This is a genomic window from Peteryoungia aggregata LMG 23059, from assembly GCF_030814435.1.
In the GTDB taxonomy this organism is placed as follows: domain Bacteria; phylum Pseudomonadota; class Alphaproteobacteria; order Rhizobiales; family Rhizobiaceae; genus Allorhizobium; species Allorhizobium aggregatum.
In genome coordinates this window covers 345,182-368,911 of record NZ_JAUSUW010000005.1, presented here as the reverse complement: position 1 = coordinate 368,911, position 23,730 = coordinate 345,182, and the positions used below count along the sequence as shown (strand labels likewise).

Sequence of the window (23,730 nt, the reverse complement as noted above, 5' to 3'; positions counted from 1 at the left end):
AAGAACGCATTTGCATTATTTTTAGACAGTCAGCTCTGGCTTGCCAAGAGGCAAAGCTCACGCATCGACAAAAAATCGTGCAAATGCTGGAAAAGCTGATGCCGAGCCGATAGAGCACGGTTGCGAAGAAAATGTGTCATGGACCAGGCGAGGCGATGGAGCAAGGGCGTAGCGGAACAATCGGGGTCGTGGTGGTTGCCGCAGGACGCGGCGAACGCGCCGGCGCCTCGGTCGAAGGACCCAAACAATATCGGCGGATCGGTGGCAAGCCGGTCATCTGGCACACGCTCAAGATCTTCCTCGACTGGCCCAGAAGTGGTCCAATCGCCGTGGTGATCCATCCCGACGATCGGGCGCTGCTCGAAGCGGCCGTCGCCGACCTGCCCGGACGAGAGGACCTGATTATCGTTACCGGTGGCGCCACGCGACAGGCTTCGGTGCTGAATGGCCTGCGAGCCCTGCAGGAGCATGGCGTCGAGCATGTGATGATCCAGGACGGCGTCCGGCCCTTCGTCAATGCTGCACTTCTGGAGCGGATCGCCCGTGAACTCGCTGGTGGCAAGAGGGCCGTACTGCCGGCCCTGCCCGTTTCGGACACGATCAAGCGCGCCGACACCTCAGGTGTCGTTGCAGCAACCGTTCCGCGCAAGGATCTTTTCGCCGCGCAGACACCACAGAGCTTTCACTATGCGACCATCCTTGCTGCCCACGAACGGGCAGCCGAGGCGCAGGCCGTGGATTTCACCGACGACGCCTCGATCGCGGAATGGGCAGGCATTCCGGTTCATCTCGTCGAAGGCTCGATCGACAATGTCAAACTCACCGTGCAAAGGGATATCGCCATGGCCGACGAGAAACTGAAGGGCGACACCCTGCCCGATGTTCGCACCGGAAACGGCTATGACGTGCATCAGCTTGAAGCCGGTGACGGCGTTACCCTTTGCGGCATCTTCATTCCGCACGACCAGAAGCTCAAAGGACACTCGGACGCCGATGTCGCGCTGCATGCGCTGACAGACGCGCTGCTCGCGACCTGTGGCGCCGGTGATATCGGCGACCACTTCCCGCCGTCGGACATGCAGTGGAAAGGTGCGCCGTCGCGCATCTTCCTGGAGCATGCCGCCAGAATCGTGCGTGAGGCCGGCGGCACGATTATGAATGCAGATATTTCGCTTATTGCCGAAGCGCCTAAGATTGGACCCCATCGCCAGGCCATGCGGGAAAAGCTCTCGGAAATTCTCGGCATCTCGCTTGATCGCTGCTCGGTGAAGGCGACGACCAACGAGACGATCGGCTTTGTCGGCCGGCGCGAGGGGATCGCGGCGATTGCCACGGCAACCGTCGTGTTCCGCGGTGCAGAGTGATGGGGCTCTATCCCGACGACATCGAGGCGCAGGCCTCCGCAATCATTACCACCTACCGCGACCGGGGCTGGTTGATCGCGACAGCTGAGTCCTGCACTGGCGGATTGATTGCCGGTGCGCTGACGGAGATCGCCGGTTCGTCCGCCGTCGTCGACCGCGGTTTCGTCACCTATACGAACCAGGCAAAAATGGATCTGATCGGCGTTTCGGCGGCGACATTGGACGCCTTTGGTGCGGTGTCGAAGGAGACGGCGCTGCAGATGGCGCATGGGGCGCTGATGCGTTCCGGTGCCGAGGTTGCTGTGGCGGTCACCGGCATTGCCGGACCGGGTGGCGGCTCGGCGGAGAAGCCGGTTGGCCTCGTGCATCTCGCCTTGAAGACCCGCTCAGGTCTCGTCGATCACCGTGAGATGCGTTACGGCGAGATCGGCCGGGATCAGGTGCGGCTTGCGACCGTGCGGACGGCACTTGAAATGCTCGCCGCCGCCGCTCAGACGCCTGCGTAGATCTTGTCGGCACGCGCCTCGAAGGCTTCCGAGAACATGCGGAAGGCACGGTCGAACATCGAGCCCATGAGTGCGCCGAGAATGCGGTTCTTGAACTCGTAGTCGATGTAGAAATGCACGGAGCAGCCGCCATCCGCCGTTTCTTCGAAGCGCCAGCGATTGTCGAGATACTTGAACGGACCCTCGATATATTTGACATCGATGGTGCGCTCGGCGGGGGTCAGCAGGACCTGCGTCGTGAAGGTCTCCCGGATCGCCTTGTATCCCACCGTCATGTCAGCCAGCAGCAATTCCTTGCCATCACGTTCGCGGCGCGAGCGAATGGTCAGCGCTTCGCAGAGCGGCAGAAATTCCGGATAGCGCTCGATCTCGGCGACGAGAGCATACATGCGGTCGGGCGAGTGCTTGACGGGGCGGCGGGTTTCGAACTGAGGCATATCAGGGACTTAATGAGGAAGCCCCGCGAGATCAAGCAGGTGCGCCATTTCGCCGTGGGATTTGAGGGTTATCACGGGTACGGACGCGCCGTGACGATCGATTTCCTGGATAATGCGTGGGGCGAAGCGGCGTTCGAAGTTCCAGATATAGGAGAGGAATTCGCGGTCGGGCCATTGCTCGACGCAGCCGTCGGCCATGTCCGGACGATGGCGTCCGACGTATTGGCTTGCTCTCTTGTACACACCAAGAAGGCAGCGCCACCGCGGCAACCGCACCCAGATGACCAGATCGGTGCGCGGCAGGCGGATGTCGAAACTGGAAGGATTGGTACCGTCGAGAAGCCATCTGTCCGCTTTGGCGATCTCAGAGAGTATCTCCCTTTGCTCGGCCCTGGGGCGCTCGACCCATTTCGGAAGCCAGAAAACTTCGCGATCCATAGAGTGATTGGGGAGATCCAGCGCGGCGGCGAGCTTGCGAGACAAGGTGGACTTGCCACCGCCGGAGCAGCCGATCACCATGATGCGGCGGGCTTCGCACAGGAGTTTCGCGGCTTCTTCAGCTATCGCAAGATTACGCACTCGATTCGTCCCGCTTCTGTTCAGTGTGCCAAGCTTTGACTTTTTAGTGGGACGCGAGCAACATCCGGATACAGGAGACAGATGTATGGCCAAGCTCAGCATTCGGTTGCCCGACAAGATGAAGCAGTTCGTCGACGATCAGACCCAGGAGGGTCAGTTCGCGAACGAGGAGGCCTATATCCAGGAGCTTATCAGCCAGGACCAAGAGCGCCAGAGAGAGGTTGCCCGCATCCAGGCAATTGTCGATGAGGGGATCGCCAGCGGCGAGAGCGCTGAAAGCATGCAGGAGATTCTCCACTCCCTGAAGGAAAAGCGGAGCAGATCTGCTTGAGCTACCGGCTCACCCGTCGAGCAGCGGAGGATATCCGCAAGATCTATCGACACGGTGTTGAGACGTTCGGCGAGGCGCAGGCGGAAGCCTACCACATCCATCTCGAACGCGTTTTTACTCTGCTTGCCGAGAACCCTCGCATGGCGCGCGAACGTGTAGAAATCACGCCGCCTGTGCGCGTTCATCCCACGGGATCACATCTGGTGATCTACAGCATCAAGCCCAGCGGTGACGTGCTCATCATAGCAGTCCCGAACGCTCGCGAGGATTGGCCGGGCAATCTCGGCTAATCGGTCAGGCCTTAGCGAGCAGCTTTTCCCGCGCCGCCTTCAACCGCGCAAAGTCATCGCCGGCATGGTGCGACGAGCGGGTCAGCGGGCTTGAGGACACCATCAGGAAGCCTTTGGTATAGGCGATGTCCTCGTAGGATTTGAACTCTTCCGGCGTGACGAAGCGCTCGACCTTGTGGTGCTTGCGGGTCGGCTGGAGATACTGGCCAATCGTCAGGAAATCGACGTCGGCGGAACGCAGGTCGTCCATCAACTGCAGGACTTCGTTGCGCTCTTCACCAAGGCCGACCATGATGCCCGACTTGGTGAACATGGTCGGGTCGAGTTCCTTCACCCGCTGCAGAAGACGGACGGAGTGGAAGTAGCGCGCGCCAGGACGGACCGTCAGATAGTTGCCGGGAACGGTTTCCATATTGTGGTTGAAGACGTCGGGCTTGGCAGCCACGACGCGCTCCAGCGCACCGGGCTTCTTCAGGAAGTCCGGCGTGAGGATTTCGATCGTCGTCTCAGGCGAGGCCTCGCGGATCGCCCAGATCACCTTCTCGAAATGCTCGGCGCCACCGTCGGCGAGGTCGTCGCGGTCAACGGACGTGATGACGACGTGGGAGAGGCCCATCTGGCGGACCGCCTTGGCGACGTTTGCAGGCTCTTCCTTGTCGAGCGCATTGGGCTTGCCGGTCGCGACATTGCAGAAGGCGCAGGCGCGGGTACAGATCTCGCCCATGATCATGAAGGTCGCGTGCTTCTTGTCCCAGCACTCGCCGATGTTCGGGCAGCCCGCCTCTTCGCAGACCGTCACCAGCTTGTGGGAGCGAACCAGTTCGCGGGTCTCGTGATACCCCTTGGATGTGGGTGCCTTGACGCGGATCCATTCCGGCTTGCGCAGCACTTCGGTGTCGGGCTTGTGGGCTTTTTCCGGATGGCGGGCACGCTTTTCTTCTGCGGGCGCTAACGGCGGCGCAGTCGGAAGATTGGTCCTGTCGAGAATGGTGACCATGGTCAAAACCCTGTCCCGCCGCTGGCGCGGCCTAATTGATGTTTATCGCCGAACGAGCTTGGCAATGAAGAGAAGAAGGCTCGCGCCAACGAAACTGGTGATCAGATAGCCGAGCGTATCACCCTCGACGAAGATACCGAGGCGCCGGAAGATGGCTGCCGCGACGGCTGCACCCACAATCCCGATGACAATGTTCATGAACACGCCAAAGCGCATATCCATGAGCTTTCCAGCCAACCAGCCGGCAATACCGCCGACGATGATCGTCATGAACCAGCCAATCTCGAAACCCATTAAACACTCCTTCGGGTAGGACTCCCGCCGCCTATATAGGCGGCAAGAGCTCATCTCACAACCGGATGTCAGGCGTTCAAGACACGGCCATAGGCGTCCAGCACGCTTTCCTTCATCATTTCCGACAGGGTCGGATGCGGGAAGATCGTGTGCATCAGCTCTTCTTCCGTCGTCTCCAGGTTCATCGCGACGACAAAGCCCTGGATGAGCTCTGTCACTTCCGCACCGACCATATGGGCGCCGATCAGTTCGCCGGTCTTCTTGTCGAAGATCGTCTTGATCATGCCCTGGTCTTCGCCAAGCGCGATCGCCTTGCCGTTGGCGGCGAAGGAGTAGCGGCCGACGCGAATGTCGCGGCCCTGTTCTTTCGCCTTGGCTTCCGTCAGACCGACAGAGGCGACCTGCGGGTTGCAATAGGTGCAGCCCGGGATCTTGGCCTTGTCCATCGGATGCACGCCCGGAACACCGGCGATCTTCTCGATGCAGATGACGCCCTCATGCTCAGCCTTGTGGGCCAGCATTGGCGGGCCGGCGACATCGCCGATCGCATAGAGGCCCGGCACATTGGTCTTGCCGTAGCCGTCGATGACGATGCAGCCGCGATCGGTCTTGACGCCGAGCGTTTCGAGGCCGAGGTTCTCGATATTGCCCTGGACGCCAACGGCGGAGATCAGGCGGTCAGCCGTGATCGTCTGGACCTTGCCATCCTTGGTCTCGATATGGGCGGTGATGGAGTTTGCACCCTTTTCGACCTTCGACACCTTGGCTTCGGTGATGATCTTGATGCCGCGCTTTTCCAGCTGCTTGCGGGCGAAGGTGGAGATTTCCACGTCTTCGACCGGCATGATGTTGGCCATCAGCTCGACAACAGTCACGTCGACGCCCATTGAGCGATAGAAGGAGGCGAATTCGATGCCGATGGCGCCCGACCCCATCACGACCAGCGACTTCGGCATGAAATCAGGTTTCATCGCTTCGAAATAGGTCCAGATCAGCTTGCCATCCGGCTCGATGCCGGGCAGTGCGCGCGGACGGGCGCCGGTGGCCACAATGATGTGCTTGGCGGTATAGGTGCCCTCGCCCAGCACGCCCTTCGGAACCGGGTTCTGCGGCTCGACAACGGGCTTGGTCATCTTGCCGACGACTACTTCGCCGGGCTTCGAAAGCTTGGCCTCGCCCCAGATGACGTCGATCTTGTTCTTCTTCATCAGGAAGCCGATGCCGCCATTGAGGCGGGCAGACACGCCACGCGAACGGGCGACGACTTCCTTGACGTCGGCGGTCATCGTGCCATTCAGCGTCAGGCCGTAAGCCTTGGCGTGGTTGGCGTGATCGAGGATCTCGGCTGAGCGCAGCAGCGCCTTGGTCGGGATGCAGCCCCAGTTCAGGCAGATGCCGCCCAGGTGCTCGCGTTCGACGATCGCGGTCTTCAGGCCGAGCTGGGCCGCACGGATGGCGGTGACGTAACCGCCGGGGCCGGAGCCGATGATGATGACGTCGTAAGCATTCGACATGGGCGCTTCCACTCCTCGGTTTCTTGCGAGCCCCCGCTCAAGCGGAGGCCCGGTTCGGGACTGGAAGCGAGAACCTCAGACTGCAGGCTTCTCGGCTTCCGGTTCGTGATGAACCAGCATCCCGTAGATTTCATCCTTGAGCTGCATCCGCTTCTTGCGCATTTCCACGATGTGGAAGTCGTCTGCAGGCTCGACATCGGTTTCGGCGCGGTGGATGGCCCGGTTCACCTCATGATAGGCTTCGAACAATCTCGCAAAGTGACCATCCGTTTCCTTCAGATGACGCATCAGCGCGACGTGTTCCGGGAATTCCACTGCCAGTTCGTGCGGTGTGTTCGACATGATCCCATCTCCTCTTGCGGGTTGATGGGCTCAGGTTAGACGCAGCGCACAAGACCTCCTTGATTTTGATCAACGCGCCCTGCCAGAGGATGCAGGATGCGGTCTTTCTTCAAAGTCCAAGCATCATGCGGACGACAGGCTCAAGACCGCGACCGATCGCACGGGTGTTTTCCGCATCGAGATGGATGCCGTCGAGCGGCGTGGTCTCTGCGACCGATCCCGCGTCGAAGAAGGCGCATCCCGATTCGTCTGCCGCATCGCGGTACATGCTGGCAAGCATGGCGCCTTCTTCCACCGAGTGGTTGAACATGGCGCCGAACACCGAATTGGCCGTCTCACGGATCGCGGGCGGTGCGACGATCAGGATCTCGGGCTCCTCGAACTCGAAACCCCAGTCATGCTTCTGGACGAGCTTGACCAGCCGCTTGACGCCGCTGGTCGCGCCGATCGCCGTTCCCTGGATCCCGCGCTTGAGGTCATTGGTCCCCAGCATGATGATCACGAGATCAATCGGCTTGTGTGTCGCCAGGATCGTCGGCAGCAGCTTCACGCCGTTGCGCTCGCAGTCACCCAGATGGTCGTCATAGGCGGTGGTGCGGCCGTTCAGGCCTTCGGCAATCACCCTGACCCCATGGCCGAGTGCCTTCTGCAAGACGCTCGTCCAGCGGTCCTCGTGGACATGCCGACCCAAGTTTACCGGGTCGTATCCCCATGTCAGGCTGTCGCCGTAGGCGAGAACGGTCTTCATGGCACCGCTCCCCGGATCAGACCAGCATGCCCATCGGATTTTCGATGTAGCGCTTGAAGGCACCGAGCAGTTCGGCACCGAGCGCGCCATCGACGCAGCGATGGTCGGTCGAGAGCGTCACGGTCATAACGTTCGCTACCTTCATCTCGCCCTTCTTGACCACAACCCGCTCTTCGCCGGCGCCGACCGCGAGGATCGTTGCATGCGGCGGGTTAACCACGGCAGAGAAGCTCTTCACGCCCATCATGCCCATGTTGGACACGGCAGTCGTGCCGCCCTGGTATTCTTCGGGCTTCAACTTGCGGTCCTTGGCGCGCTTGCCGAGGTCCTTCATCTCGTTGGAGATGGTGGACAGGCTCTTTTCCTCGGCCTTGCGGATGATCGGGGTGATCAGGCCGCCGGGGATCGAGACCGCCACACCGACATCAGCATGCTTGTGCTTGACCATGTTGGTGTCGGTCCAGGAGACGTTGGCATCCGGCACGTCACGCAGAGCGAGGGCCAGGGCCTTGATCACCATGTCGTTGACCGAGAGCTTGTAGGCCGGCTTGCCGTCCTTTTCGGGGGCAGCGGCATTCAGCTGGGCACGAAGCGCCATCAGGGCATCCAGTTCGCAATCCACGGAGACGTAGAAATGCGGAATGGTCTGCTTGGATTCCTGCAGGCGCTTGGCGATCGTCTTGCGCATGCCGTCATGCGGCACGAGCTCGTAGGAGCCTTCGGCGAAGTTCTTGAGAACGGCTTCTTCCGACGCACCCTTGGCGAGAACCGGTGCAGGAGCTGCGCTCGATGCAGCTGCTGATGGAGCCGGTGCAGCCTTTGCACCACCGGTGCTGACGGCCTTTTCGACGTCGCTCTTGACGACGCGGCCCTTCGGACCGGAGCCCGACACAGCTTTCAGGTCGAGACCGGCTTCCTTGGCAAGGCGACGAGCGAGCGGCGAGGCAAAGACCCGCTCCCCGCTCGACGCTGCCGGAGCAGCCGACGCTGCTGCAGGGGCCGGCGCTGCAGCTGGTGCCGCGGCAGGCGCAGGTGCTGCTTCTGCCTTGGGCGCCGGTGCAGCCTCGGCCTTCGGTGCAGACGATCCGCCACCTGCGGCGGCGGCAGCCACGTCCTCGCCTTCCTCGGCGAGGATCGCGATCAGTGCGTTGACCTTCACGGCTTCGGTGCCGGCGGGAACGACGATCTTTGCGATGATGCCCTCATCGACGGCTTCCACTTCCATGGTTGCCTTGTCGGTCTCGATCTCGGCGATCACGTCGCCGGACTTGACCTTGTCGCCTTCCTTGACCAGCCACTTGGCCAGATTGCCCTCTTCCATCGTCGGAGACAGGGCCGGCATGGTGATATTGATCGGCATGACCTTGCCCCCTTACTTGTAGCAGACGGTTTTGACGGCCTGAACGACTTCGGCAACGCTCGGCAGTGCCAGCTTTTCAAGATTGGCCGCATACGGCATCGGCACATCCTTGCCGGCGATCGTCAGGATCGGCGCATCCAGATAGTCGAAGGCCTGCTGCATGACGCGGGTCGCAATTTCGGTGCCGACGGAGGACTGCGGATAGCCTTCCTCGACGGTGACAAGGCGGCCGGTCTTCTTGACGGATTCGATGACGGTCGGCAGATCCATCGGACGGATGGTTCTGAGGTCGATCAGTTCGACGTCGATGCCTTCCTTCGCCAGTTCCTCGACGGCCTTGACCGAATAGGTCATGCCGATACCGAAGGAAACGATGGTCGCGTCCTTGCCGGTCTTGTGGATACGCGCCTTGCCGATCGGCAGGACAAAGTCATCCATCTTCGGCACTTCGAAGGAGTGACCGTAGAGGATTTCGTTTTCCAGGAAGATGACCGGGTTCGGATCGCGGATGGCAGCCTTCAGCAGGCCCTTGGCGTCGGCTGCCGTGTAGGGCATCACGACCTTCAGGCCCGGGATCTGGCTGTACCAGGCGGCATAGTCCTGGCTGTGCTGGGCGCCAACGCGGGCAGCTGCACCGTTCGGGCCACGGAAGACGATCGGCGCACCCATCTGGCCGCCGGACATGTAGAGCGTCTTGGCAGCCGAGTTGATGATGTGGTCGATCGCCTGCATGGCGAAGTTGAAGGTCATGAATTCGACGATCGGCTTCAGGCCGGCCATTGCAGCACCAACGCCGAGGCCGGCAAAGCCATGCTCGGTGATCGGGGTATCGACGACACGCTTGGCGCCGAATTCCTGCAGAAGCCCCTGCGTAATCTTGTAGGCGCCCTGATATTCGGCGACTTCTTCACCCATGATGAAGACGTCAGGATTGGCGCGCATTTCCTCGGCCATGGCTTCGCGCAGCGCTTCACGCACCGTCATCGTCACCATTTCGGTGCCGGCCGGAACGTCCGGATCGCTAGCCACTTCCACCTTCGGAGCGGCCGGAACGGCAGCAGCAGCGGGCGCTGCAGCCGCTGGTGCGGATACCGGCTCGGCGGCAGCAGGCGCTGCCTTCGGAGCGGGGGCAGCATCAGCGCTTTCACCATCCTGCAGGAGAACGGCGATCGGCGTATTGACCTTGACGTTTTCGGTGCCGGCGGCGATCAGCAGCTTGCCGAGCACGCCTTCATCGACGGCTTCCACTTCCATGGTCGCCTTGTCGGTCTCGATCTCGGCGATCACGTCGCCAGACTTTACGGTGTCGCCTTCCTGCTTGATCCACTTGGAAAGCGTGCCTTCTTCCATTGTCGGAGAAAGGGCGGGCATCAAAATTTCGATCGGCATGGGTTCCCTCCCCGATTACAGAAGAATGTCGGTGTAGAGCTCGGAAACATCCGGCTCCGGATCGGCCTGGGCGAAATCGGCACTGTCCGCGACAATGTCACGCACATCCTTGTCGATCGCCTTGAGCTGGTCTTCTGAGGCCCAGCCATTCTCGAGGAGACGGGCCTTGACCTGTTCGATCGGATCCTGCTCCGACCGCATCTTCTGCACTTCTTCCTTGGAGCGATACTTCGCCGGGTCGGACATAGAGTGGCCGCGATAGCGATAGGTCAGCATTTCAAGAATGATCGGACCCTTGCCGGAACGGCAATGCTCGAGCGCCTCATCGGCGGCTGCCTTCACCGCGCGCACATCCATGCCGTCGACCTGGACGCCGGGGATGCCGAAGCCGGAGCCACGCAGGGAGTAGTTGGACTGGGCCGTGGCGCGGGCCGTCGAGGTGCCCATGGCGTAACGGTTGTTCTCAACGATGTAGATGATCGGCAGCTGCCAAAGAGCAGCCATGTTGAAGCTCTCGTAGACCTGGCCCTGGTTGGCCGCGCCGTCGCCGAAATAGGCGACAGAGACATTGTCGTTGCCGCGATACTTGTTGGCGAAGGCGAGGCCGGTTCCGAGCGAAACCTGCGCGCCGACGATGCCGTGGCCACCATAGAAATGCTTCTCTTTCGAGAACATGTGCATGGAGCCGCCCTTGCCCTTCGACAGGCCGCTGCGGCGACCCGTGAGCTCGGCCATGACGCCGCGAGCGCTCAAGCCCGCTGCGAGCATATGTCCGTGGTCGCGATAGGCGGTGATGACCTGATCACCCTCTTTCTGCGCCATCTGCATGCCGACGACCACAGCTTCCTGGCCGATATACAGGTGACAGAAGCCCCCGATGAAGCCCATGCCGTAAAGCTGGCCGGCCTTCTCTTCGAAACGGCGGATCAGAAGCATTTCACGGTATGCGTGAAGCTCTTCATCTGCTCCGAATTCGGGTGCGTTTTTTCCGGTGAATTCCTTGCCGGCCGACTTGGCGGAAGACTTCCGACCGTTCGCAGCTGCTGGCTTGCGAGGCGCCATGCATCCCTCCCATGGGTTATTATGGTCCAAAGTTGGACACAGAATAGGGAAGAAAAACGGCGGCGGCAATGCCATAAATGCATGGCTAACATTCGCCGCAAGCAACTGTAATGACTAAAAAATTTACGATTAACCGAATTTCGGTTAATCAGAAATAGGTGTTGAAGATGACGATTTCATCCGGACGCGACATGTTGAGCTGATAGCGCGCCTTTTCGTCGATGATATCCTCGTCGAGGGAACCATCACTCAACAGGCCAACCTCCTTCTCCAGGACGCTGCGCTGCGTAACAAGCTTGTCGAGTTCAGCACTCCGCTCAAGACGGACGCGCTCGAATTGCTGACCAGCTTTCAACCCATAGTCACCATGGACAGAGTGATATCCGAAATAAGACAGGAAAGCGACTGTGACAGCAGGAAGGATGAGGCGGCCGTATTTTTTCTTTTTGTGATGTCTGGTCCACATGCCGACAAATGCCCTGAAACGCGAAACTGGCGCTCAGGCTAGCGAGCATGTCTTAACCGATCGTTGACCGTGTTCGCAGTGCAAAAGAAAAAGCCCGCGCCGGCAAGCGACGCGGGCCTACATACGGTATCGGATACGCTCAGCCGCGCAGGATGGAAGACCCTGCGTAACGCGCCTGCGGGCCCAGCTCTTCCTCGATGCGGATCAGCTGGTTGTACTTCGCGGTGCGGTCGGAGCGGGCAAGTGAGCCAGTCTTGATCTGACCGCAGTTGGTGGCAACTGCGAGATCGGCGATCGTCGAATCCTCGGTTTCGCCCGAACGGTGCGACATCACGGCTGTGTACGCAGCGCGGTGGGCCGTCGAGACGGCATCGAGGGTTTCGGAAAGCGAGCCGATCTGGTTGACCTTGACCAGGATGGAGTTGGCAACGCCCATCTTGATACCGTCGCGCAGGCGGGCCGAGTTGGTGACGAAAAGATCGTCACCTACGAGCTGGACCTTCTTGCCGATCTTGTCGGTCAGCGCCTTCCAGCCATCCCAGTCGTCTTCTGCCATGCCGTCTTCGATCGAGAAGATCGGGTACTTGGCAGCCAGCTCAGCGAGGTATTCGGCCATGGCTTCCGGCTCGAGCGTGCGGCCTTCGCCTTCGAGAACGTACTTGCCGTCCTTGAAGAATTCGGTCGAGGCGCAATCGAGCGCGATGTGCATGTCTTCGCCCGGACGATAGCCAGCCTTTTCGATCGACTTCATGATGAAGTCGAGGGCGGCCGGAGCGGATGCGAGACCGGGGGCAAAGCCGCCTTCATCACCGACATTCGTATTGTGGCCGTCGGCTGCGAGCTGCTTCTTGAGCGTGTGGAAGACTTCCGAGCCCATGCGAACGGCGTCGCGGATGGTATCGGCGCCAACCGGCACGATCATGAATTCCTGGAAGTCGATCGGGTTGTCGGCATGGGCGCCACCGTTGATGATGTTCATCATCGGAACCGGCAGGACATGGGCGTTCGGGCCACCGACGTAACGGTAAAGCGGCAGGCCGGAGGACTGGGCCGCAGCCTTGGCGACGGCGAGGGACACGCCGAGGATGGCGTTGGCACCGAGGCGCGCCTTGTTCGGCGTACCATCGAGCTGGATCATCAGGTTGTCGATCTGGATCTGGTTTTCGGCATCGTGGCCGCCGATCGCATCGTAGATCTCGCCGTTGACGGCTTCGACTGCCTTTTCAACGCCCTTGCCGAGATAACGCGAACCACCATCGCGCAGTTCGACGGCTTCATGCGCACCGGTCGACGCGCCCGAGGGAACAGCCGCACGGCCCATGCTGCCGTCTTCGAGATAGACGTCGACCTCGACGGTCGGGTTGCCGCGGCTGTCGAGTATCTCGCGGCCGATGATGTCGGTAATGGCGGTCATGTTCGCTCCCTGTAGACGGAAATTGGACAAGGCTCTACGGCCGATCGCTGGGCGCAACGCCTCTGGATCTTCCTGTGAGTCACCCTGTCTTATCCGATGATCCGCAAAATACAATGACGGATCGGGAGGGTCGTGAACGAAATCTAATCGATTTAAACCGAACCCGCCGCCGACGAGACTGGTTCAACCGATTGAAGCGCTACGAGTGGCCGCTCAGGATGCCTTGGCGATCTCATCGAAGGCGATGAGTTTTTCCAAGAGCCGGCGCATGTCGGTGATCTTCACCATGTTCGGACCATCCGAAGGGGCATTGTCCGGATCCTGGTGAGTCTCGACGAAGAGACCGCCGACACCAACCGCCACCGCCGCGCGCGCAAGGGTTTCGACAAATTCGCGCTGTCCGCCCGACGATCCGCCCTGCCCGCCCGGCTGCTGCACCGAATGGGTCGCATCAAAGACGACAGGCGCGCCCATCGCGGCCATAATCGGCAGCGAGCGCATGTCGGAGACGAGCGTGTTGTAACCGAAGGAGGCGCCGCGCTCGCAAAGCAGCACGTTGGGATTGCCGCTCGCATTGAGCTTGTTCAGCACATTCTTCATGTCCCAGGGGGCGAGGAACTGGCCCTTCTTGACGTTGATCGCGCGACCGGTCTTGGCGGCGGCAACGAGCAGGTCCGTCTGGCGGCAGAGAAAGGCCGGGATCTGAAGAATGTCGACGGTCGGGGCGACAGCCGCACACTGTTCTTCCGTGTGGATGTCGGTGAGAACAGGAACGCCGAATTCCTTCTTGATGTCGGCGAAGACTTCCATTGCCGTTTCCAGGCCAATCCCGCGCTCGGCGGACAGCGAGGTACGGTTCGCCTTGTCGAAGGAGGACTTGTAGACGAGACCGAGGCCGAGTTCGCGGCAGAGCTCGACAAGCTGACCGGCGATCATGAAGGCGTGGTCGCGGCTTTCCATCTGGCAGGGGCCGGCGATCAGGGCAAAGCGGCCCTTCTGGGAGAAGACGGCCTTGGCCGAACCTTCGCCGACCACGACTTCCGAATTGGTGACAATGCTCATTTCAGCTCCTCGAAGGCGAAGGTGACACCCTGGCCCTTTGCCGGCGCAACGACGAGGCGCGCGCCCGTTTTCCGATAGTCGACGCCATTAGCAGCGAGGCAGCCTTCTGTCACGCCGAGATCGGCGACACCAATGACAACGGCCGCTCCCTGCAAGCCGCGCTCGGACATGGAAAGAGCTTGTCCGTATTGGGCAGAGAAGCCCTCCGGCGTCAGAACGTCGATCATCGCATTGGCCGATTGGATCGAAAGACCGAAGGAATGAGCCGCTACCTCTCGCTGGTCGAAGAGCGTTTCAAGGAGATACTGGAAATCGCTCGGGTTCTCCTCGACGAGAACGATCCGGGCAAGGCCAGTCGCTCCATTGTCATGGACAAGCAGTCCACCTCTGTCGGACGGCAGGGGATTGACCCGCTGACAGGCGAATCCAAAGAAATCCGGGGATCGCAGATCGGCTGCAAAGGCGAGCAGGAAGGCGCCTTGCGCAGCCCGCCCATCGGGAAAACGGAACTCCCGCGAGAAGCGCAGCAGCGCGCCACCGCTCAAGCCTTCCTCGACATAACGGGCATGATCGGCTTGGGCATCATCCGTTTTCACCACGACGGCAGAAAGCCCCTCCCCGCGACGGAAGCGAAAGGCATGGTCGCGGGACACAAACACGTTGCCTTGGCGCTGCGCCTCCAGGCAATCCTCGCGGCTGCCCACCGCCAGCGGCTCGAGATAGGTGTCGTCCTGGAAAAAGACGCAGGCATTCTCGGTCCCGAAGGGATGTCGAGCATCCGCCGCCACGGTGAAGCCGAGACGAGTCAGCCGGCTTCGGCAGGTTTCAAGGTCAACGACCGGGAGCACGAGGTGGTCGACAGCGCGTGGCGTGAAGGCAGTGTTCAACATCGGGGAAACCATTTTCTCTGATAGATCTAGGATTGGCCGGACCGGCCTGTAAGGGCTTCGATGGCCTGTCTGACGGCATCAATCTCCTGGCGGGTCTCGCGCAACTCCTTCAAGACCTGTTCGTCGATCTTGTGATGCAGGGCCAACACCTCGATCTCTGCCTTCAGATTGATCTCATAGTCCTTGGCAGCCATGAAGCGATCCCGTTCGGCCTGGCGATTCTGGCTCATCATGATGATCGGCGCCTGGATGGCGGCCACCATGGACAACAGAAGGTTGAGGAAGATGAAGGGATAGGGATCGAGTGGCCGGGCGGCGAGGAGGACCGTGTTCAAGATGACCCAGGCCACCAGGAACAGCATGAAGCCGATGATGAAGCCCCAGGACCCTCCGATCCTGGCAATGCCATCCGCGAGTCGCTGACCGAAGGTTGCTCCGGCAAGGAAATCCTCGCCTGCGTTGGTGGATACCGTCCGCCGCTGGCGGGCCTTCACCAGCACCTTCTTTTCGGCAGGAGTCAGTTCGTCCGTCGGCTTTCCGAGCAGGGATTTTTCCAGGTCTTTCAGCATGGGACGATCTCACCGGTCACCGATTTGCACTGCACCGCGGACCGATCTCGGCTTGTCTGCAAGGACGAGGCCCCCGCGAACACCGAAGCCGGCCTCAATGGGCCTATCGCATTTTCGCGTGCGATGTTCACGAAAATTTATCCACTTGCGGAACACAAATGGAACATATAGTGTCTGTTCTGGCTTTGTTTCATCTTGGGGGCACCACATATGCTGACGCGCAAGCAACAGGAACTGCTTCTCTTCATCCATGAGCGGATGAAGGAATCGGGTGTCCCGCCGTCCTTCGACGAGATGAAGGATGCGCTCGACCTCGCCTCCAAATCAGGCATTCATCGCCTGATCACCGCGCTTGAGGAGCGTGGCTTCATCCGCCGGCTTCCCAACCGTGCCCGCGCGCTGGAAGTCATCAAGCTGCCTGAGGCTTATACGCCCAGCCTGCAGCCTCGCCGGGGCTTCGCACCGAGCGTCATCGAGGGCAGTCTCGGCAAGACGCCACCGCCACCGGCATTGAGCAAGCCTGCCGTTGAGGACAGCCAGTCTTCCGTCTCGGTGCCGGTGATGGGCCGTATTGCAGCGGGTGTTCCCATCTCCGCGATCCAGAACAATACGCACGACATCACCGTTCCTGCCGAAATGATCGGTTCCGGCGAGCATTATGCGCTGGAGGTGAAGGGCGATTCGATGATCGAAGCCGGCATTCTCGACGGCGACACGGTGATCATCCGCAATGCCAACAATGCCAATCCGGGCGATATCATCGTGGCCCTGGTGGACGACGAGGAAGCGACGCTGAAGCGGTTCCGGCGCCGTGGTGCGTCGATCGCGCTGGAGGCAGCCAATCCGGCCTATGAGACCCGCATCTTTCCCCCGGACCGAGTCAAGATCCAGGGCAAGTTGGTCGGCCTCATCCGTCGCTATCACTGATTTCGGGCGCCCGCGTCCTCGATCTCAGTTCGCCACCCGAGCACGGTCGGCGCCTCATGCAGCTTAGCATTCGTGCCGCTACGCCAGTCATGGAGGCGGTGCGCCGTCCAGGGTCTTGCCGGGCCGCTGAAGGACGTCTTGAGCCGAATTCCCTCATCAATACTGCCAAGGCCGGAGACTTCCAGCGCACCGATGGCGCGCAGGCTCGTTTCGGAAATCAGCGCGGCACCCGAGCGGCAGGATGCCAGCCGCGTTCGTGCCGCCAAGACCACGATGTCAGCCCGATCGCAGGCCATGCCCAGAAGGTTCGGCCGCTCCAGGGTCAACAATAGGTGATTGCCCTTCAGTCGTGCGGCGCAGACCTGCTTGATGCAAACAAAGTGGCTGGTTTCGGCTTTTCGGATCAGGCTATCCAGGATCGTCGCGGCCGCCAGGCGCTGTGCTTCGGTCAGTTCCTGGCCGGATCGCCAGTCCGGCGTCGGTGGCAGGGGATCGACAGGGACCATCACCGGCGGCATCACCCTTTCCACCCCCAGCACCGGCCTCCACTGATCGAAAACAAAGGCCGATGGCCGCGTTCGGTTGCTGGCCAATGCGAGGTCCGGTGCTTGTCCTGTCCAGAACGTGACGAGGCGAGCGTCCTCGCTGATCACCAGATCGCCCACCGGCACCTTCGGGACCAGCAAGGCAGCCACCAGCGTCACCAGGATCAATGAGGTGCCAGCGTGACGCAACACCGTTCTCAGCAGAGTGAGCAGCAGGATACCGACGGTCGTTCCGATCAAGAACCAGTCGGGCAATCTTGGAAAGACATAGCCACCGCCCCAGCCGGCGACCGTGTGTGCGACAAGCAGCACCAGTTCGAGGCCCTGCCCCATGATCCAGAAGAAGGGGGCGTCCAGGCCGAAGGGCATCAGGAGCATCGCCACGAAGCCCGCCGGCATGACAACGAGGGAGATGAGCGGCATGGCGGCCAGATTGGCCTCAAGACTGTGGGTCGACAGGCGGTGAAAATGAGTGATGGCGAAGATGGCTGTTGCCAGCCCGCCGATCAGCGACGTCGCCAGCGTTCCGCCGATGAATTTCATGCCGATTCCGGCAATGCGCAGCCCCGCAGAGCGGGCGGTTGGCAGGATTGATCTTGGCCGCGCCCGCCAGCCGGCATAACCGGCAATCAGGGCGGCAGTCGCGGCAAAGGACATCTGAAAGCTCGGCCCCATGACGGCCGAAGGCTGAACGGCGAGGATGACAGTGGCAGCGATGGCCAGATTGCGGAGGCTGATGGCCGGCCGATCGAACAGGACGGCGACAAGCATGATTGCCGTCATCAGATAGGCACGAAGCGCCGACACCTGGTAGCCGGAGATCAGCACGTAGCCCGTGATGGCGATCAGCGCGCCGACGGCGGCAACCTTCTTCACGGGAAACCGCTGTGCCAGCGCCGGCGCCAGACTGAGCAGGCCGCGGAGGCCGACGAAGAAGATCCCGGCAGCCAGAGCCATGTTGAGCCCTGATATCGCGGAGATATGGGCAAGGCCCGACAGGCGCAGCGCCTCCGTGGCCTCCTGCGACATGGAGCGGCGCTCGCCGGTGATGATCTGTGCGGCAAAGGCACCGGGGTCTCCCGGCAAGGCGGTACGGATGCGCGTCGAAATCCGGTCCCGCAGCGAAAACAACGCCGAATCGAACCGTGTCAGCAGGCTCGCTTCCGCCTCTTCCAGGGTGGTTATCGCTGTCGGTGGTCCAAGAAAGAAGCCGACAGCGCCGATCCCGGCAAAGTAGCTCTGGAAGGCAAAATCGTTGAGCCCCGGCAAGGCCGGGCCGGATGGTGGCGAAAGCCTTGCCCTGCCTGTCATTCGGTCGCCGATCGCCACGGGTTCGTGGGTGCTGCGCGCCAAGAGCGCAACACGCTGCGGCGCACGCCTTATCGTCGGGTCGCTTGTCGCCGATACCCTCATTATGTAGCGCCATTCGCCGGAAGCGCCGGCCTCCCGCCGCTCGACGACCCCGGTTACTGTGGTCACCAGGGCCTGGTCGAGGATCACTGTTCCGACACGACGGGTTTCCCATTCGGCAAGGAGCATTCCGATGACGACGAGCATCGCACCGCAGAGAGCAAGATGAACCGGCGTACCAGATCGCAGTCCGAGCCCTGCCATTCCGAGGATCAGGAGAATCACGAGGGTACCCAGAACGACAGCTGGTGGAGGGCTCGATACGGTAAACCAGAGGGCCGATCCGGCTCCCAGACCGACGGGGACGAAATGGAAAATGTGTCCGTGGCGGACCTCCTCCTCCATGGAAGCAACGAGAGAACGACGAAAACGCGAGGCCGCCTGCCAATGTCGCGAGGCCGGCGCAGACGCGGTGGAGCGCAGACTTCTTGCGTTGCTGTGAGGCCACAGAACTGCTGGCGGAGACGACGGCGCATCCTCCGCTACCCTTGCCTGGCCCTGCTGTTCCGCAACTTCGACCATTCGGTCTGTCCGCCACGATCCACCCCACCCGGCGCAGGATAGGCCAATCTGTTCAAACAATCAAAACGTGCAAACCCAGGCAAATTTACCGTCTGTTCAGGCTTAAATCGATTAGAACCGATCGGTTCGATTGTTGCCGTTTTCGCGACGCACAATTTGCCCTTTGGATAGCTTGGCATTAACTTCGGTATCATATAGCTACATCGACACGCTTAACCGATGGCGGCTTTTTCAAGACGCCTTCCCGCCAATTCCGGAGGATAGCATGACGGACAAAAGCGCTTCTTTGAAACTCGGTGACAAGACGGTCGACCTGAGCGTCAAGGCCGGCACGATCGGCCCTGACGTCATCGACATCGCCGCCCTGTATAAGCATACGGGTACGTTCACCTACGATCCGGGCTTTACGTCCACCGCCTCCTGCGAATCCAAGATCACCTATATCGATGGCGACGAGGGCACGCTTCTGCACCGCGGCTATCCGATCGAACAGCTCGCGGAAAAGGGTGACTTCCTGGAAGTCTGCTATCTGCTGCTTTACGGTGAACTGCCGACCGCTGCGCAGAAGAAGGACTTCGACTACCGCGTCACGCACCACACCATGGTGCACGAGCAGATGAGCAAGTTCTTCTCCGGCTATCGCCGTGACGCCCATCCGATGGCGGTCATGGTCGGCACGGTCGGCGCGCTCTCGGCCTTCTATCACGACTCGACCGACATCACCGATCCGCATCAGCGCATGGTCGCCTCGCTGCGCATGATCGCGAAGATGCCGACGATCGCCGCGATGGCCTACAAGTACCATATCGGCCAGCCCTTCGTTTATCCGAAGAACGATCTGGACTACGCCTCGAATTTCCTGCGCATGTGCTTTGCCGTGCCGTGCGAAGAATACAAGGTGAACCCGGTTCTGGCCCGCGCCATGGATCGCATCTTCATCCTGCATGCCGATCACGAGCAGAACGCCTCGACCTCGACCGTGCGTCTCGCCGGTTCGTCGGGCGCCAACCCGTTCGCCTGCATCGCGGCTGGCATCGCCTGCCTCTGGGGCCCGGCTCACGGCGGCGCGAACGAAGCAGCCCTCAACATGCTGATGGAAATCGGCTCGGTTGATCGCATCCCGGAATATATCGCCAAGGCGAAGGACAAGAACGATCCGTTCCGTCTCATGGGCTTTGGCCATCGCGTGTACAAGAACTACGATCCGCGCGCCAAGATCATGCAGAAGACCATGTACGAGGTGCTTGAGGCGACCGGCCATGCCGACGATCCGCTGATGAAGGTGGCGCTTGAGCTTGAGAAGATTGCGCTCAGCGACCCCTACTTCATCGAGAAGAAACTGTACCCGAATGTCGACTTCTACTCGGGCATCACGCTGCGTGCGCTCGGCTTCCCGACGACGATGTTCACCGTTCTGTTCGCGCTGGCCCGCACCGTCGGCTGGATCGCCCAGTGGAACGAGATGATCGAGGACCCGCAGCAGCGCATTGGCCGTCCGCGCCAGCTCTACACCGGTGAGCCGATGCGCGACTACAAGCCGCTCTCGCAGCGCTGAGACGCTTACATCCCAATCTTTGGAGAAGGCCGGCTCAGTCCGGCCTTCTTTCGTTTCTGCAGACGCGTTGGCGATATGGATGGTCCGAAGCGATCAAACTCCCCGTGATGGCTGCGCATTTCGCCGCCGGATGCCTTCATTTCCCGAAAGCTTTGTTCTAAGGAAGTCAACCTGCTTCGTCCCGGACGAAGGTTTACAATGAGGTTCATGCGTCCCGATGCTCGTCATTCTGCGAAAAGCTTCCCAAACCGTCTTTGCCAAGATCTTGCTTCTGCTGCTCGTCGTCTCCTTCGGCGTGTGGGGCGTTTCGGCATCCCTGTTCAGCAACACGTCGGACACGGTTGTTGCTGTGGGAGATCAGACGGTCTCCTCGAACGACTTTGCCTTCGCCTATCAGCGACAGGTGACGGATCTGAGCAACCGTTTCGGGACGCAACTCACCACCGAGCAGGCACGCGCCTTCGGAGTGGAAGCGCAGGTCTTCTCGCAGCTCGCTGCCGGTGCTGCACTCGACCAACTCGCTGCCGACATGAATCTCGGCCTGTCTCAGGATCGTCTGGCGCAATTGATTGCCGATGATCCGGCGTTCAAGAACGCCGCCGGCAATTTCGACCGGACGCTGTTTTCGTCGCGCCTCCGCAGTGCAGGCCTGCGGGAAGACGATTACATCCAGGAGCGCTCGCGGGTCGCGATCCGCAGTCAAATCGTCGATGCCACCGCAGACGGTTTTGTTGCTCCGAAGGTGCTCGTCGATGCGCTCAAGGCCTATCGCTACGAAAACCGCGACATCAATTACCTTCTGCTGACAAATGCCAATATTGAACCGGTCAAGGCTCCGGATGATGCAACGCTGGCCGCATGGTTCGAGACGACCAAGTCGGGCTATCGCGCGCCGGAATACCGTAGCTTCAACTATGTCAAGCTGGAGCCGGCCGACATCGCGGACAAGGCTGCCATCACGGACGACCAGATCCGCGAAGACTATGAGCGCCGCAAGGCCGCCTACGAGATCGCTGGCACGCGCACGATCGAGCAGTTGTCCTTCGAAAGCCGCGAAATGGCAGAAGCGGCCCTGCAGGAACTCAGCAATGGCACAAGCTTCGACCAGCTCGTGGCCGATCAGGGCAAGACCGCAGGCGACGTTCTACTCGGTGACTTCACCCGCGACCGCCTGCCCGACGCGGCACTTGCGGACGCGGCCTTTGCCGTAACAGCGGAAGGCGGCACGACGCCTGTTGTCGACGGCGCCCTCGGTCCCGTCATCATGCGGATTACCAATATCAAGGAAGGTCGCACGCGCAGTCTGGACGAGGTGAAGGAAGAGATCCGCGAGGCGCTCGCCGAGTCGGCTGCGATTACCGACATCACCACGGTCCATGACCAGTTCGAGGATCTGCGCGCCGGTGGTTCGACGTTGAAGGAAGCCGCCGATCAGTTGAAGCTGCAGACGGTGACCGTCACGGACATCGATCGCCGCGGCCTCGACACTCGCGAGACGGAAGTCGCCGATATTCCGCAGCGCGACGCACTGCTTGCCGAGGTATTCAGAACCGACATCGGCGTGGAAGCACTGCCGGTCAATCTCGGCAATAATGGCTTTATCTGGTTCGACGTCACGGACATCAAGGCGGAACGTGACCGTGCGCTCGCCGAAGTGCGCGAAAAAGCCGTTGCCGACTGGACAGCGGAACAGCAGCGCATCGCCCTCGGTGCAAAGGCCGAAAGCCTGCGCAAGCGCATCGCTGATGGCGGAAAGCTCGAAGATGTGGCCACCGAGTTGGGCCTCGCGGTCGAAAGCAAGGCTGGCATCACTCGCCGCAGCGAAGATGCTGTGCTCGGGCCGACAGCGATCAACGCTGCGTTTTCGGGCCCGCAGGGCACCGTGGCCACTGCATCAGGCGCCGATCCGTCGACCCAGATCCTGCTGACGGTCACGGCTGTGCGCGACCAGCCCACCAGCGGAGTTCCGCTTAACGAGGATGAACAGATCGCGCAGGTTGCCAATGCTGCCGGCGACGACATCCTCGACCAGATGGTCAACCAACTGCAGTCCGAATATGGGGTGACCTTCAATCAGGCGCTGGCCCAACAGGCGATCGTCCGATAAGCGTCGGACAAAAGGGGGAGCAGCAAATGTCCGGTTTGAAGCCATTCATCGCCAAGATTGCCGCGCGCCAGGCACTGACACGACAGGAAGCGAGCGATGCCTTCGAGATCCTGATGTCAGGCGAAGCCAGCATGGCTCAGGTTGGCGGTTTCCTGATGGGCCTTAGGGTTCGCGGGGAAACCGTCGACGAAATCGCCGGAGCCGTCTCGATCATGCGCCAGAAGATGGTGCCGGTCGTCGCGCCAGATGATGCGATCGACATCGTCGGCACCGGTGGGGACGGAACCAATACCTACAACATTTCGACGCTGGCGGCGCTGATCGTCGCCGGTGCCGGCGTTCCGGTTGCAAAACACGGAAACCGCGCGCTGAGTTCGAAATCCGGCACGGCAGACGCACTCTCGCAACTGGGCGTGAAGCTGGCCATCGAGCCGGATCTGATCTCGCGCTGCATCCGTGAAGCCGGGATCGGTTTCATGTTCGCGCAGTTGCATCATCCGGCAATGCGGCATGTCGGCCCTGCGCGCGTCGAACTGGGAGCGCGGACAATCTTCAACATCGTCGGCCCGCTTTCCAGCCCGGCACGCGTGAAGAAGCAGCTCTTCGGCGTCTATTCGCCGGAATGGTTGGTGCCCGGTGCGGAGGCACTGCGCGATCTCGGCCTCACCAGCGCCTGGGTGGTGCATGGAAGTGGCCTCGACGAGATCACCACGACCGGCACGAGTCTGGTCGCCGAGCTCAAGGATGGCGAGATCCGGACATTCGAGCTTACCCCATCCGATTTCGGCGTTGAGACAGTAACGCTCGACGCTATCCGGGGCGGTGACGGCACGGTCAATGCCGCCGCGCTTCGAGAGGTGCTGGGCGGAGCAAAGACCCCCTATCGTGACGTCGCACTCTGCAATGCTGCGGCCTCGCTTGTTGTCGCGGGCAAGGCAAGGGACGTGACAGAGGGCATGCATCTCGCCAGTCAGTCACTCGACACCGGCAGTGCGGCACGCGCGCTCGAAACGCTGATTGCCATTTCCAATTCCGCCACTCAGGGCTAAG

Annotated in this window: 24 protein-coding genes; 8 read left to right on the top strand and 16 right to left on the bottom strand. The window is 61.0% G+C overall.

Annotated elements, in window-relative coordinates; translation table 11 throughout:
• The first annotated feature begins 155 nt into the window (after nucleotides 1-155).
• Nucleotides 156-1,364: a bifunctional 2-C-methyl-D-erythritol 4-phosphate cytidylyltransferase/2-C-methyl-D-erythritol 2,4-cyclodiphosphate synthase gene (locus J2045_RS11185; RefSeq protein WP_307372715.1), complete on the top strand. Its 1,209-nt coding sequence runs from the start codon at nucleotides 156-158 to the stop codon at nucleotides 1,362-1,364.
• Entirely contained in the window at nucleotides 1,364-1,870 is a 507-nt protein-coding gene (locus J2045_RS11180) for a CinA family protein (RefSeq protein WP_307372712.1), read from the top strand. The genes J2045_RS11185 and J2045_RS11180 overlap by 1 nt, the downstream gene beginning before the upstream one ends.
• On the opposite strand, the gene J2045_RS11175 is transcribed toward J2045_RS11180, so the two are convergent.
• Nucleotides 1,855-2,307, bottom strand: a complete 453-nt coding sequence (locus J2045_RS11175; RefSeq protein WP_307372711.1) for a type II toxin-antitoxin system RatA family toxin — start codon at nucleotides 2,305-2,307, stop codon at nucleotides 1,855-1,857. The two genes, J2045_RS11180 and J2045_RS11175, sit on opposite strands and share 16 nt — an antisense overlap.
• Before the next feature lie 9 nt (nucleotides 2,308-2,316).
• The gene (locus tag J2045_RS11170) at nucleotides 2,317-2,826 is read right to left on the bottom strand and encodes a P-loop NTPase family protein (RefSeq protein ID WP_307372790.1); all 510 of its coding nucleotides are present in this window, start codon (nucleotides 2,824-2,826) and stop codon (nucleotides 2,317-2,319) included.
• 145 nt (nucleotides 2,827-2,971) lie between these two features.
• Here J2045_RS11170 and J2045_RS11165 point away from each other — a divergent pair, with 145 nt between their 5' ends.
• Nucleotides 2,972-3,217 (top strand): type II toxin-antitoxin system ParD family antitoxin, encoded by a 246-nt coding sequence (locus J2045_RS11165; protein ID WP_307372709.1) that lies wholly within the window; start codon nucleotides 2,972-2,974, stop codon nucleotides 3,215-3,217.
• Complete coding sequence (locus J2045_RS11160; protein ID WP_307372707.1) at nucleotides 3,214-3,507, top strand: type II toxin-antitoxin system RelE/ParE family toxin; 294 nt, start codon at nucleotides 3,214-3,216, stop codon at nucleotides 3,505-3,507. The genes J2045_RS11165 and J2045_RS11160 overlap by 4 nt, the downstream gene beginning before the upstream one ends.
• A 4-nt stretch (nucleotides 3,508-3,511) precedes the next feature.
• On the opposite strand, the gene lipA is transcribed toward J2045_RS11160, so the two are convergent.
• The 13 genes from lipA to J2045_RS11095 all read right to left on the bottom strand — a co-directional run bounded on the left by lipA (nucleotide 3,512) and on the right by J2045_RS11095 (nucleotide 15,614).
• Nucleotides 3,512-4,504: a lipoyl synthase gene (gene lipA, locus J2045_RS11155; RefSeq protein ID WP_307372704.1), complete on the bottom strand. Its 993-nt coding sequence runs from the start codon at nucleotides 4,502-4,504 to the stop codon at nucleotides 3,512-3,514.
• Nucleotides 4,505-4,546: 42 nt separating this feature from the next.
• Nucleotides 4,547-4,798, bottom strand: a complete 252-nt coding sequence (locus J2045_RS11150; protein WP_307372701.1) for a GlsB/YeaQ/YmgE family stress response membrane protein — start codon at nucleotides 4,796-4,798, stop codon at nucleotides 4,547-4,549.
• Between the two features lie 68 nt (nucleotides 4,799-4,866).
• Entirely contained in the window at nucleotides 4,867-6,312 is a 1,446-nt protein-coding gene (gene lpdA / locus J2045_RS11145) for a dihydrolipoyl dehydrogenase (RefSeq protein ID WP_307372698.1), read from the bottom strand.
• A 75-nt stretch (nucleotides 6,313-6,387) separates the two neighbouring features.
• The gene (locus J2045_RS11140; RefSeq protein ID WP_307372695.1) at nucleotides 6,388-6,654 is read right to left on the bottom strand and encodes an HP1242/YdcH family protein; all 267 of its coding nucleotides are present in this window, start codon (nucleotides 6,652-6,654) and stop codon (nucleotides 6,388-6,390) included.
• A 109-nt stretch (nucleotides 6,655-6,763) separates the two neighbouring features.
• Complete coding sequence (locus J2045_RS11135) at nucleotides 6,764-7,402, bottom strand: SGNH/GDSL hydrolase family protein (RefSeq protein WP_307372693.1); 639 nt, start codon at nucleotides 7,400-7,402, stop codon at nucleotides 6,764-6,766.
• Between the two features lie 16 nt (nucleotides 7,403-7,418).
• A complete protein-coding gene (locus J2045_RS11130; protein ID WP_307372689.1) occupies nucleotides 7,419-8,762 on the bottom strand; it encodes a pyruvate dehydrogenase complex dihydrolipoamide acetyltransferase in 1,344 nt (447 codons plus the stop codon).
• Between the two features lie 12 nt (nucleotides 8,763-8,774).
• Complete coding sequence (locus J2045_RS11125) at nucleotides 8,775-10,151, bottom strand: pyruvate dehydrogenase complex E1 component subunit beta (protein ID WP_307372686.1); 1,377 nt, start codon at nucleotides 10,149-10,151, stop codon at nucleotides 8,775-8,777.
• A gap of 15 nt (nucleotides 10,152-10,166) precedes the next feature.
• Nucleotides 10,167-11,213 carry a pyruvate dehydrogenase (acetyl-transferring) E1 component subunit alpha gene (pdhA, locus tag J2045_RS11120; RefSeq protein WP_307372683.1) on the bottom strand — a complete coding sequence of 349 codons (1,047 nt, stop codon included), beginning with the start codon at nucleotides 11,211-11,213 and terminating at the stop codon, nucleotides 10,167-10,169.
• Nucleotides 11,214-11,361: 148 nt separating this feature from the next.
• Nucleotides 11,362-11,679 (bottom strand): FtsB family cell division protein, encoded by a 318-nt coding sequence (locus J2045_RS11115; protein WP_307372679.1) that lies wholly within the window; start codon nucleotides 11,677-11,679, stop codon nucleotides 11,362-11,364.
• A gap of 139 nt (nucleotides 11,680-11,818) precedes the next feature.
• Entirely contained in the window at nucleotides 11,819-13,093 is a 1,275-nt protein-coding gene (gene eno / locus J2045_RS11110; RefSeq protein WP_307372676.1) for a phosphopyruvate hydratase, read from the bottom strand.
• Nucleotides 13,094-13,306: 213 nt separating this feature from the next.
• Nucleotides 13,307-14,155, bottom strand: coding sequence for a 3-deoxy-8-phosphooctulonate synthase (gene kdsA / locus J2045_RS11105; protein ID WP_307372672.1), 849 nt, complete (start codon nucleotides 14,153-14,155; stop codon nucleotides 13,307-13,309).
• A complete protein-coding gene (locus J2045_RS11100) occupies nucleotides 14,152-15,045 on the bottom strand; it encodes a VOC family protein (protein ID WP_307372670.1) in 894 nt (297 codons plus the stop codon). Before J2045_RS11100 ends, kdsA begins: the two co-directional genes overlap by 4 nt.
• Before the next feature lie 26 nt (nucleotides 15,046-15,071).
• Entirely contained in the window at nucleotides 15,072-15,614 is a 543-nt protein-coding gene (locus J2045_RS11095; RefSeq protein WP_307372667.1) for a DUF1003 domain-containing protein, read from the bottom strand.
• A 210-nt stretch (nucleotides 15,615-15,824) separates the two neighbouring features.
• Between J2045_RS11095 and lexA the strand changes: the two genes are divergently transcribed.
• Nucleotides 15,825-16,541, top strand: a complete 717-nt coding sequence (lexA, locus tag J2045_RS11090) for a transcriptional repressor LexA (RefSeq protein ID WP_166599336.1) — start codon at nucleotides 15,825-15,827, stop codon at nucleotides 16,539-16,541.
• On the opposite strand, the gene J2045_RS11085 is transcribed toward lexA, so the two are convergent.
• On the bottom strand, nucleotides 16,535-18,721 hold the full coding sequence (locus tag J2045_RS11085) for a ComEC/Rec2 family competence protein (protein ID WP_370873082.1): 2,187 nt from the start codon (nucleotides 18,719-18,721) through the stop codon (nucleotides 16,535-16,537). The genes lexA and J2045_RS11085 overlap by 7 nt on opposite strands.
• 562 nt (nucleotides 18,722-19,283) lie before the next feature.
• Here J2045_RS11085 and gltA point away from each other — a divergent pair.
• The 3 genes from gltA (at nucleotide 19,284) to trpD (ending at nucleotide 23,729) form a co-directional block, all read left to right on the top strand.
• The gene (gene gltA / locus J2045_RS11080; protein WP_166599338.1) at nucleotides 19,284-20,573 is read left to right on the top strand and encodes a citrate synthase; all 1,290 of its coding nucleotides are present in this window, start codon (nucleotides 19,284-19,286) and stop codon (nucleotides 20,571-20,573) included.
• Between the two features lie 217 nt (nucleotides 20,574-20,790).
• Nucleotides 20,791-22,680, top strand: coding sequence for a peptidylprolyl isomerase (locus tag J2045_RS11075; RefSeq protein WP_307372657.1), 1,890 nt, complete (start codon nucleotides 20,791-20,793; stop codon nucleotides 22,678-22,680).
• A gap of 26 nt (nucleotides 22,681-22,706) precedes the next feature.
• A complete protein-coding gene (gene trpD, locus J2045_RS11070; RefSeq protein WP_307372654.1) occupies nucleotides 22,707-23,729 on the top strand; it encodes an anthranilate phosphoribosyltransferase in 1,023 nt (340 codons plus the stop codon).
• Nucleotide 23,730 lies beyond the last annotated feature (1 nt).

Bases quoted from the DNA above. Each gene is read 5' to 3' on its own strand.
- J2045_RS11185 (WP_307372715.1), top strand. From the start codon at position 156: ATGGAGCAAGGGCGTAGCGGAACAATCGGGGTCGTGGTGGTTGCCGCA.
- J2045_RS11180 (WP_307372712.1), top strand. From the start codon at position 1,364: ATGGGGCTCTATCCCGACGACATCGAGGCGCAGGCCTCCGCAATCATT.
- J2045_RS11175 (WP_307372711.1), bottom strand. From the start codon at position 2,307: ATGCCTCAGTTCGAAACCCGCCGCCCCGTCAAGCACTCGCCCGACCGC.
- J2045_RS11170 (WP_307372790.1), bottom strand. From the start codon at position 2,826: ATGGTGATCGGCTGCTCCGGCGGTGGCAAGTCCACCTTGTCTCGCAAG.
- J2045_RS11165 (WP_307372709.1), top strand. From the start codon at position 2,972: ATGGCCAAGCTCAGCATTCGGTTGCCCGACAAGATGAAGCAGTTCGTC.
- lipA (WP_307372704.1), bottom strand. From the start codon at position 4,504: ATGGTCACCATTCTCGACAGGACCAATCTTCCGACTGCGCCGCCGTTA.
- J2045_RS11150 (WP_307372701.1), bottom strand. From the start codon at position 4,798: ATGGGTTTCGAGATTGGCTGGTTCATGACGATCATCGTCGGCGGTATT.
- lpdA (WP_307372698.1), bottom strand. From the start codon at position 6,312: ATGTCGAATGCTTACGACGTCATCATCATCGGCTCCGGCCCCGGCGGT.
- J2045_RS11140 (WP_307372695.1), bottom strand. From the start codon at position 6,654: ATGTCGAACACACCGCACGAACTGGCAGTGGAATTCCCGGAACACGTC.
- J2045_RS11135 (WP_307372693.1), bottom strand. From the start codon at position 7,402: ATGAAGACCGTTCTCGCCTACGGCGACAGCCTGACATGGGGATACGAC.
- J2045_RS11130 (WP_307372689.1), bottom strand. From the start codon at position 8,762: ATGCCGATCAATATCACCATGCCGGCCCTGTCTCCGACGATGGAAGAG.
- J2045_RS11125 (WP_307372686.1), bottom strand. From the start codon at position 10,151: ATGCCGATCGAAATTTTGATGCCCGCCCTTTCTCCGACAATGGAAGAA.
- pdhA (WP_307372683.1), bottom strand. From the start codon at position 11,213: ATGGCGCCTCGCAAGCCAGCAGCTGCGAACGGTCGGAAGTCTTCCGCC.
- J2045_RS11115 (WP_307372679.1), bottom strand. From the start codon at position 11,679: ATGTGGACCAGACATCACAAAAAGAAAAAATACGGCCGCCTCATCCTT.
- eno (WP_307372676.1), bottom strand. From the start codon at position 13,093: ATGACCGCCATTACCGACATCATCGGCCGCGAGATACTCGACAGCCGC.
- kdsA (WP_307372672.1), bottom strand. From the start codon at position 14,155: ATGAGCATTGTCACCAATTCGGAAGTCGTGGTCGGCGAAGGTTCGGCC.
- J2045_RS11100 (WP_307372670.1), bottom strand. From the start codon at position 15,045: ATGTTGAACACTGCCTTCACGCCACGCGCTGTCGACCACCTCGTGCTC.
- J2045_RS11095 (WP_307372667.1), bottom strand. From the start codon at position 15,614: ATGCTGAAAGACCTGGAAAAATCCCTGCTCGGAAAGCCGACGGACGAA.
- lexA (WP_166599336.1), top strand. From the start codon at position 15,825: ATGCTGACGCGCAAGCAACAGGAACTGCTTCTCTTCATCCATGAGCGG.
- gltA (WP_166599338.1), top strand. From the start codon at position 19,284: ATGACGGACAAAAGCGCTTCTTTGAAACTCGGTGACAAGACGGTCGAC.
- J2045_RS11075 (WP_307372657.1), top strand. From the start codon at position 20,791: ATGCTCGTCATTCTGCGAAAAGCTTCCCAAACCGTCTTTGCCAAGATC.
- trpD (WP_307372654.1), top strand. From the start codon at position 22,707: ATGTCCGGTTTGAAGCCATTCATCGCCAAGATTGCCGCGCGCCAGGCA.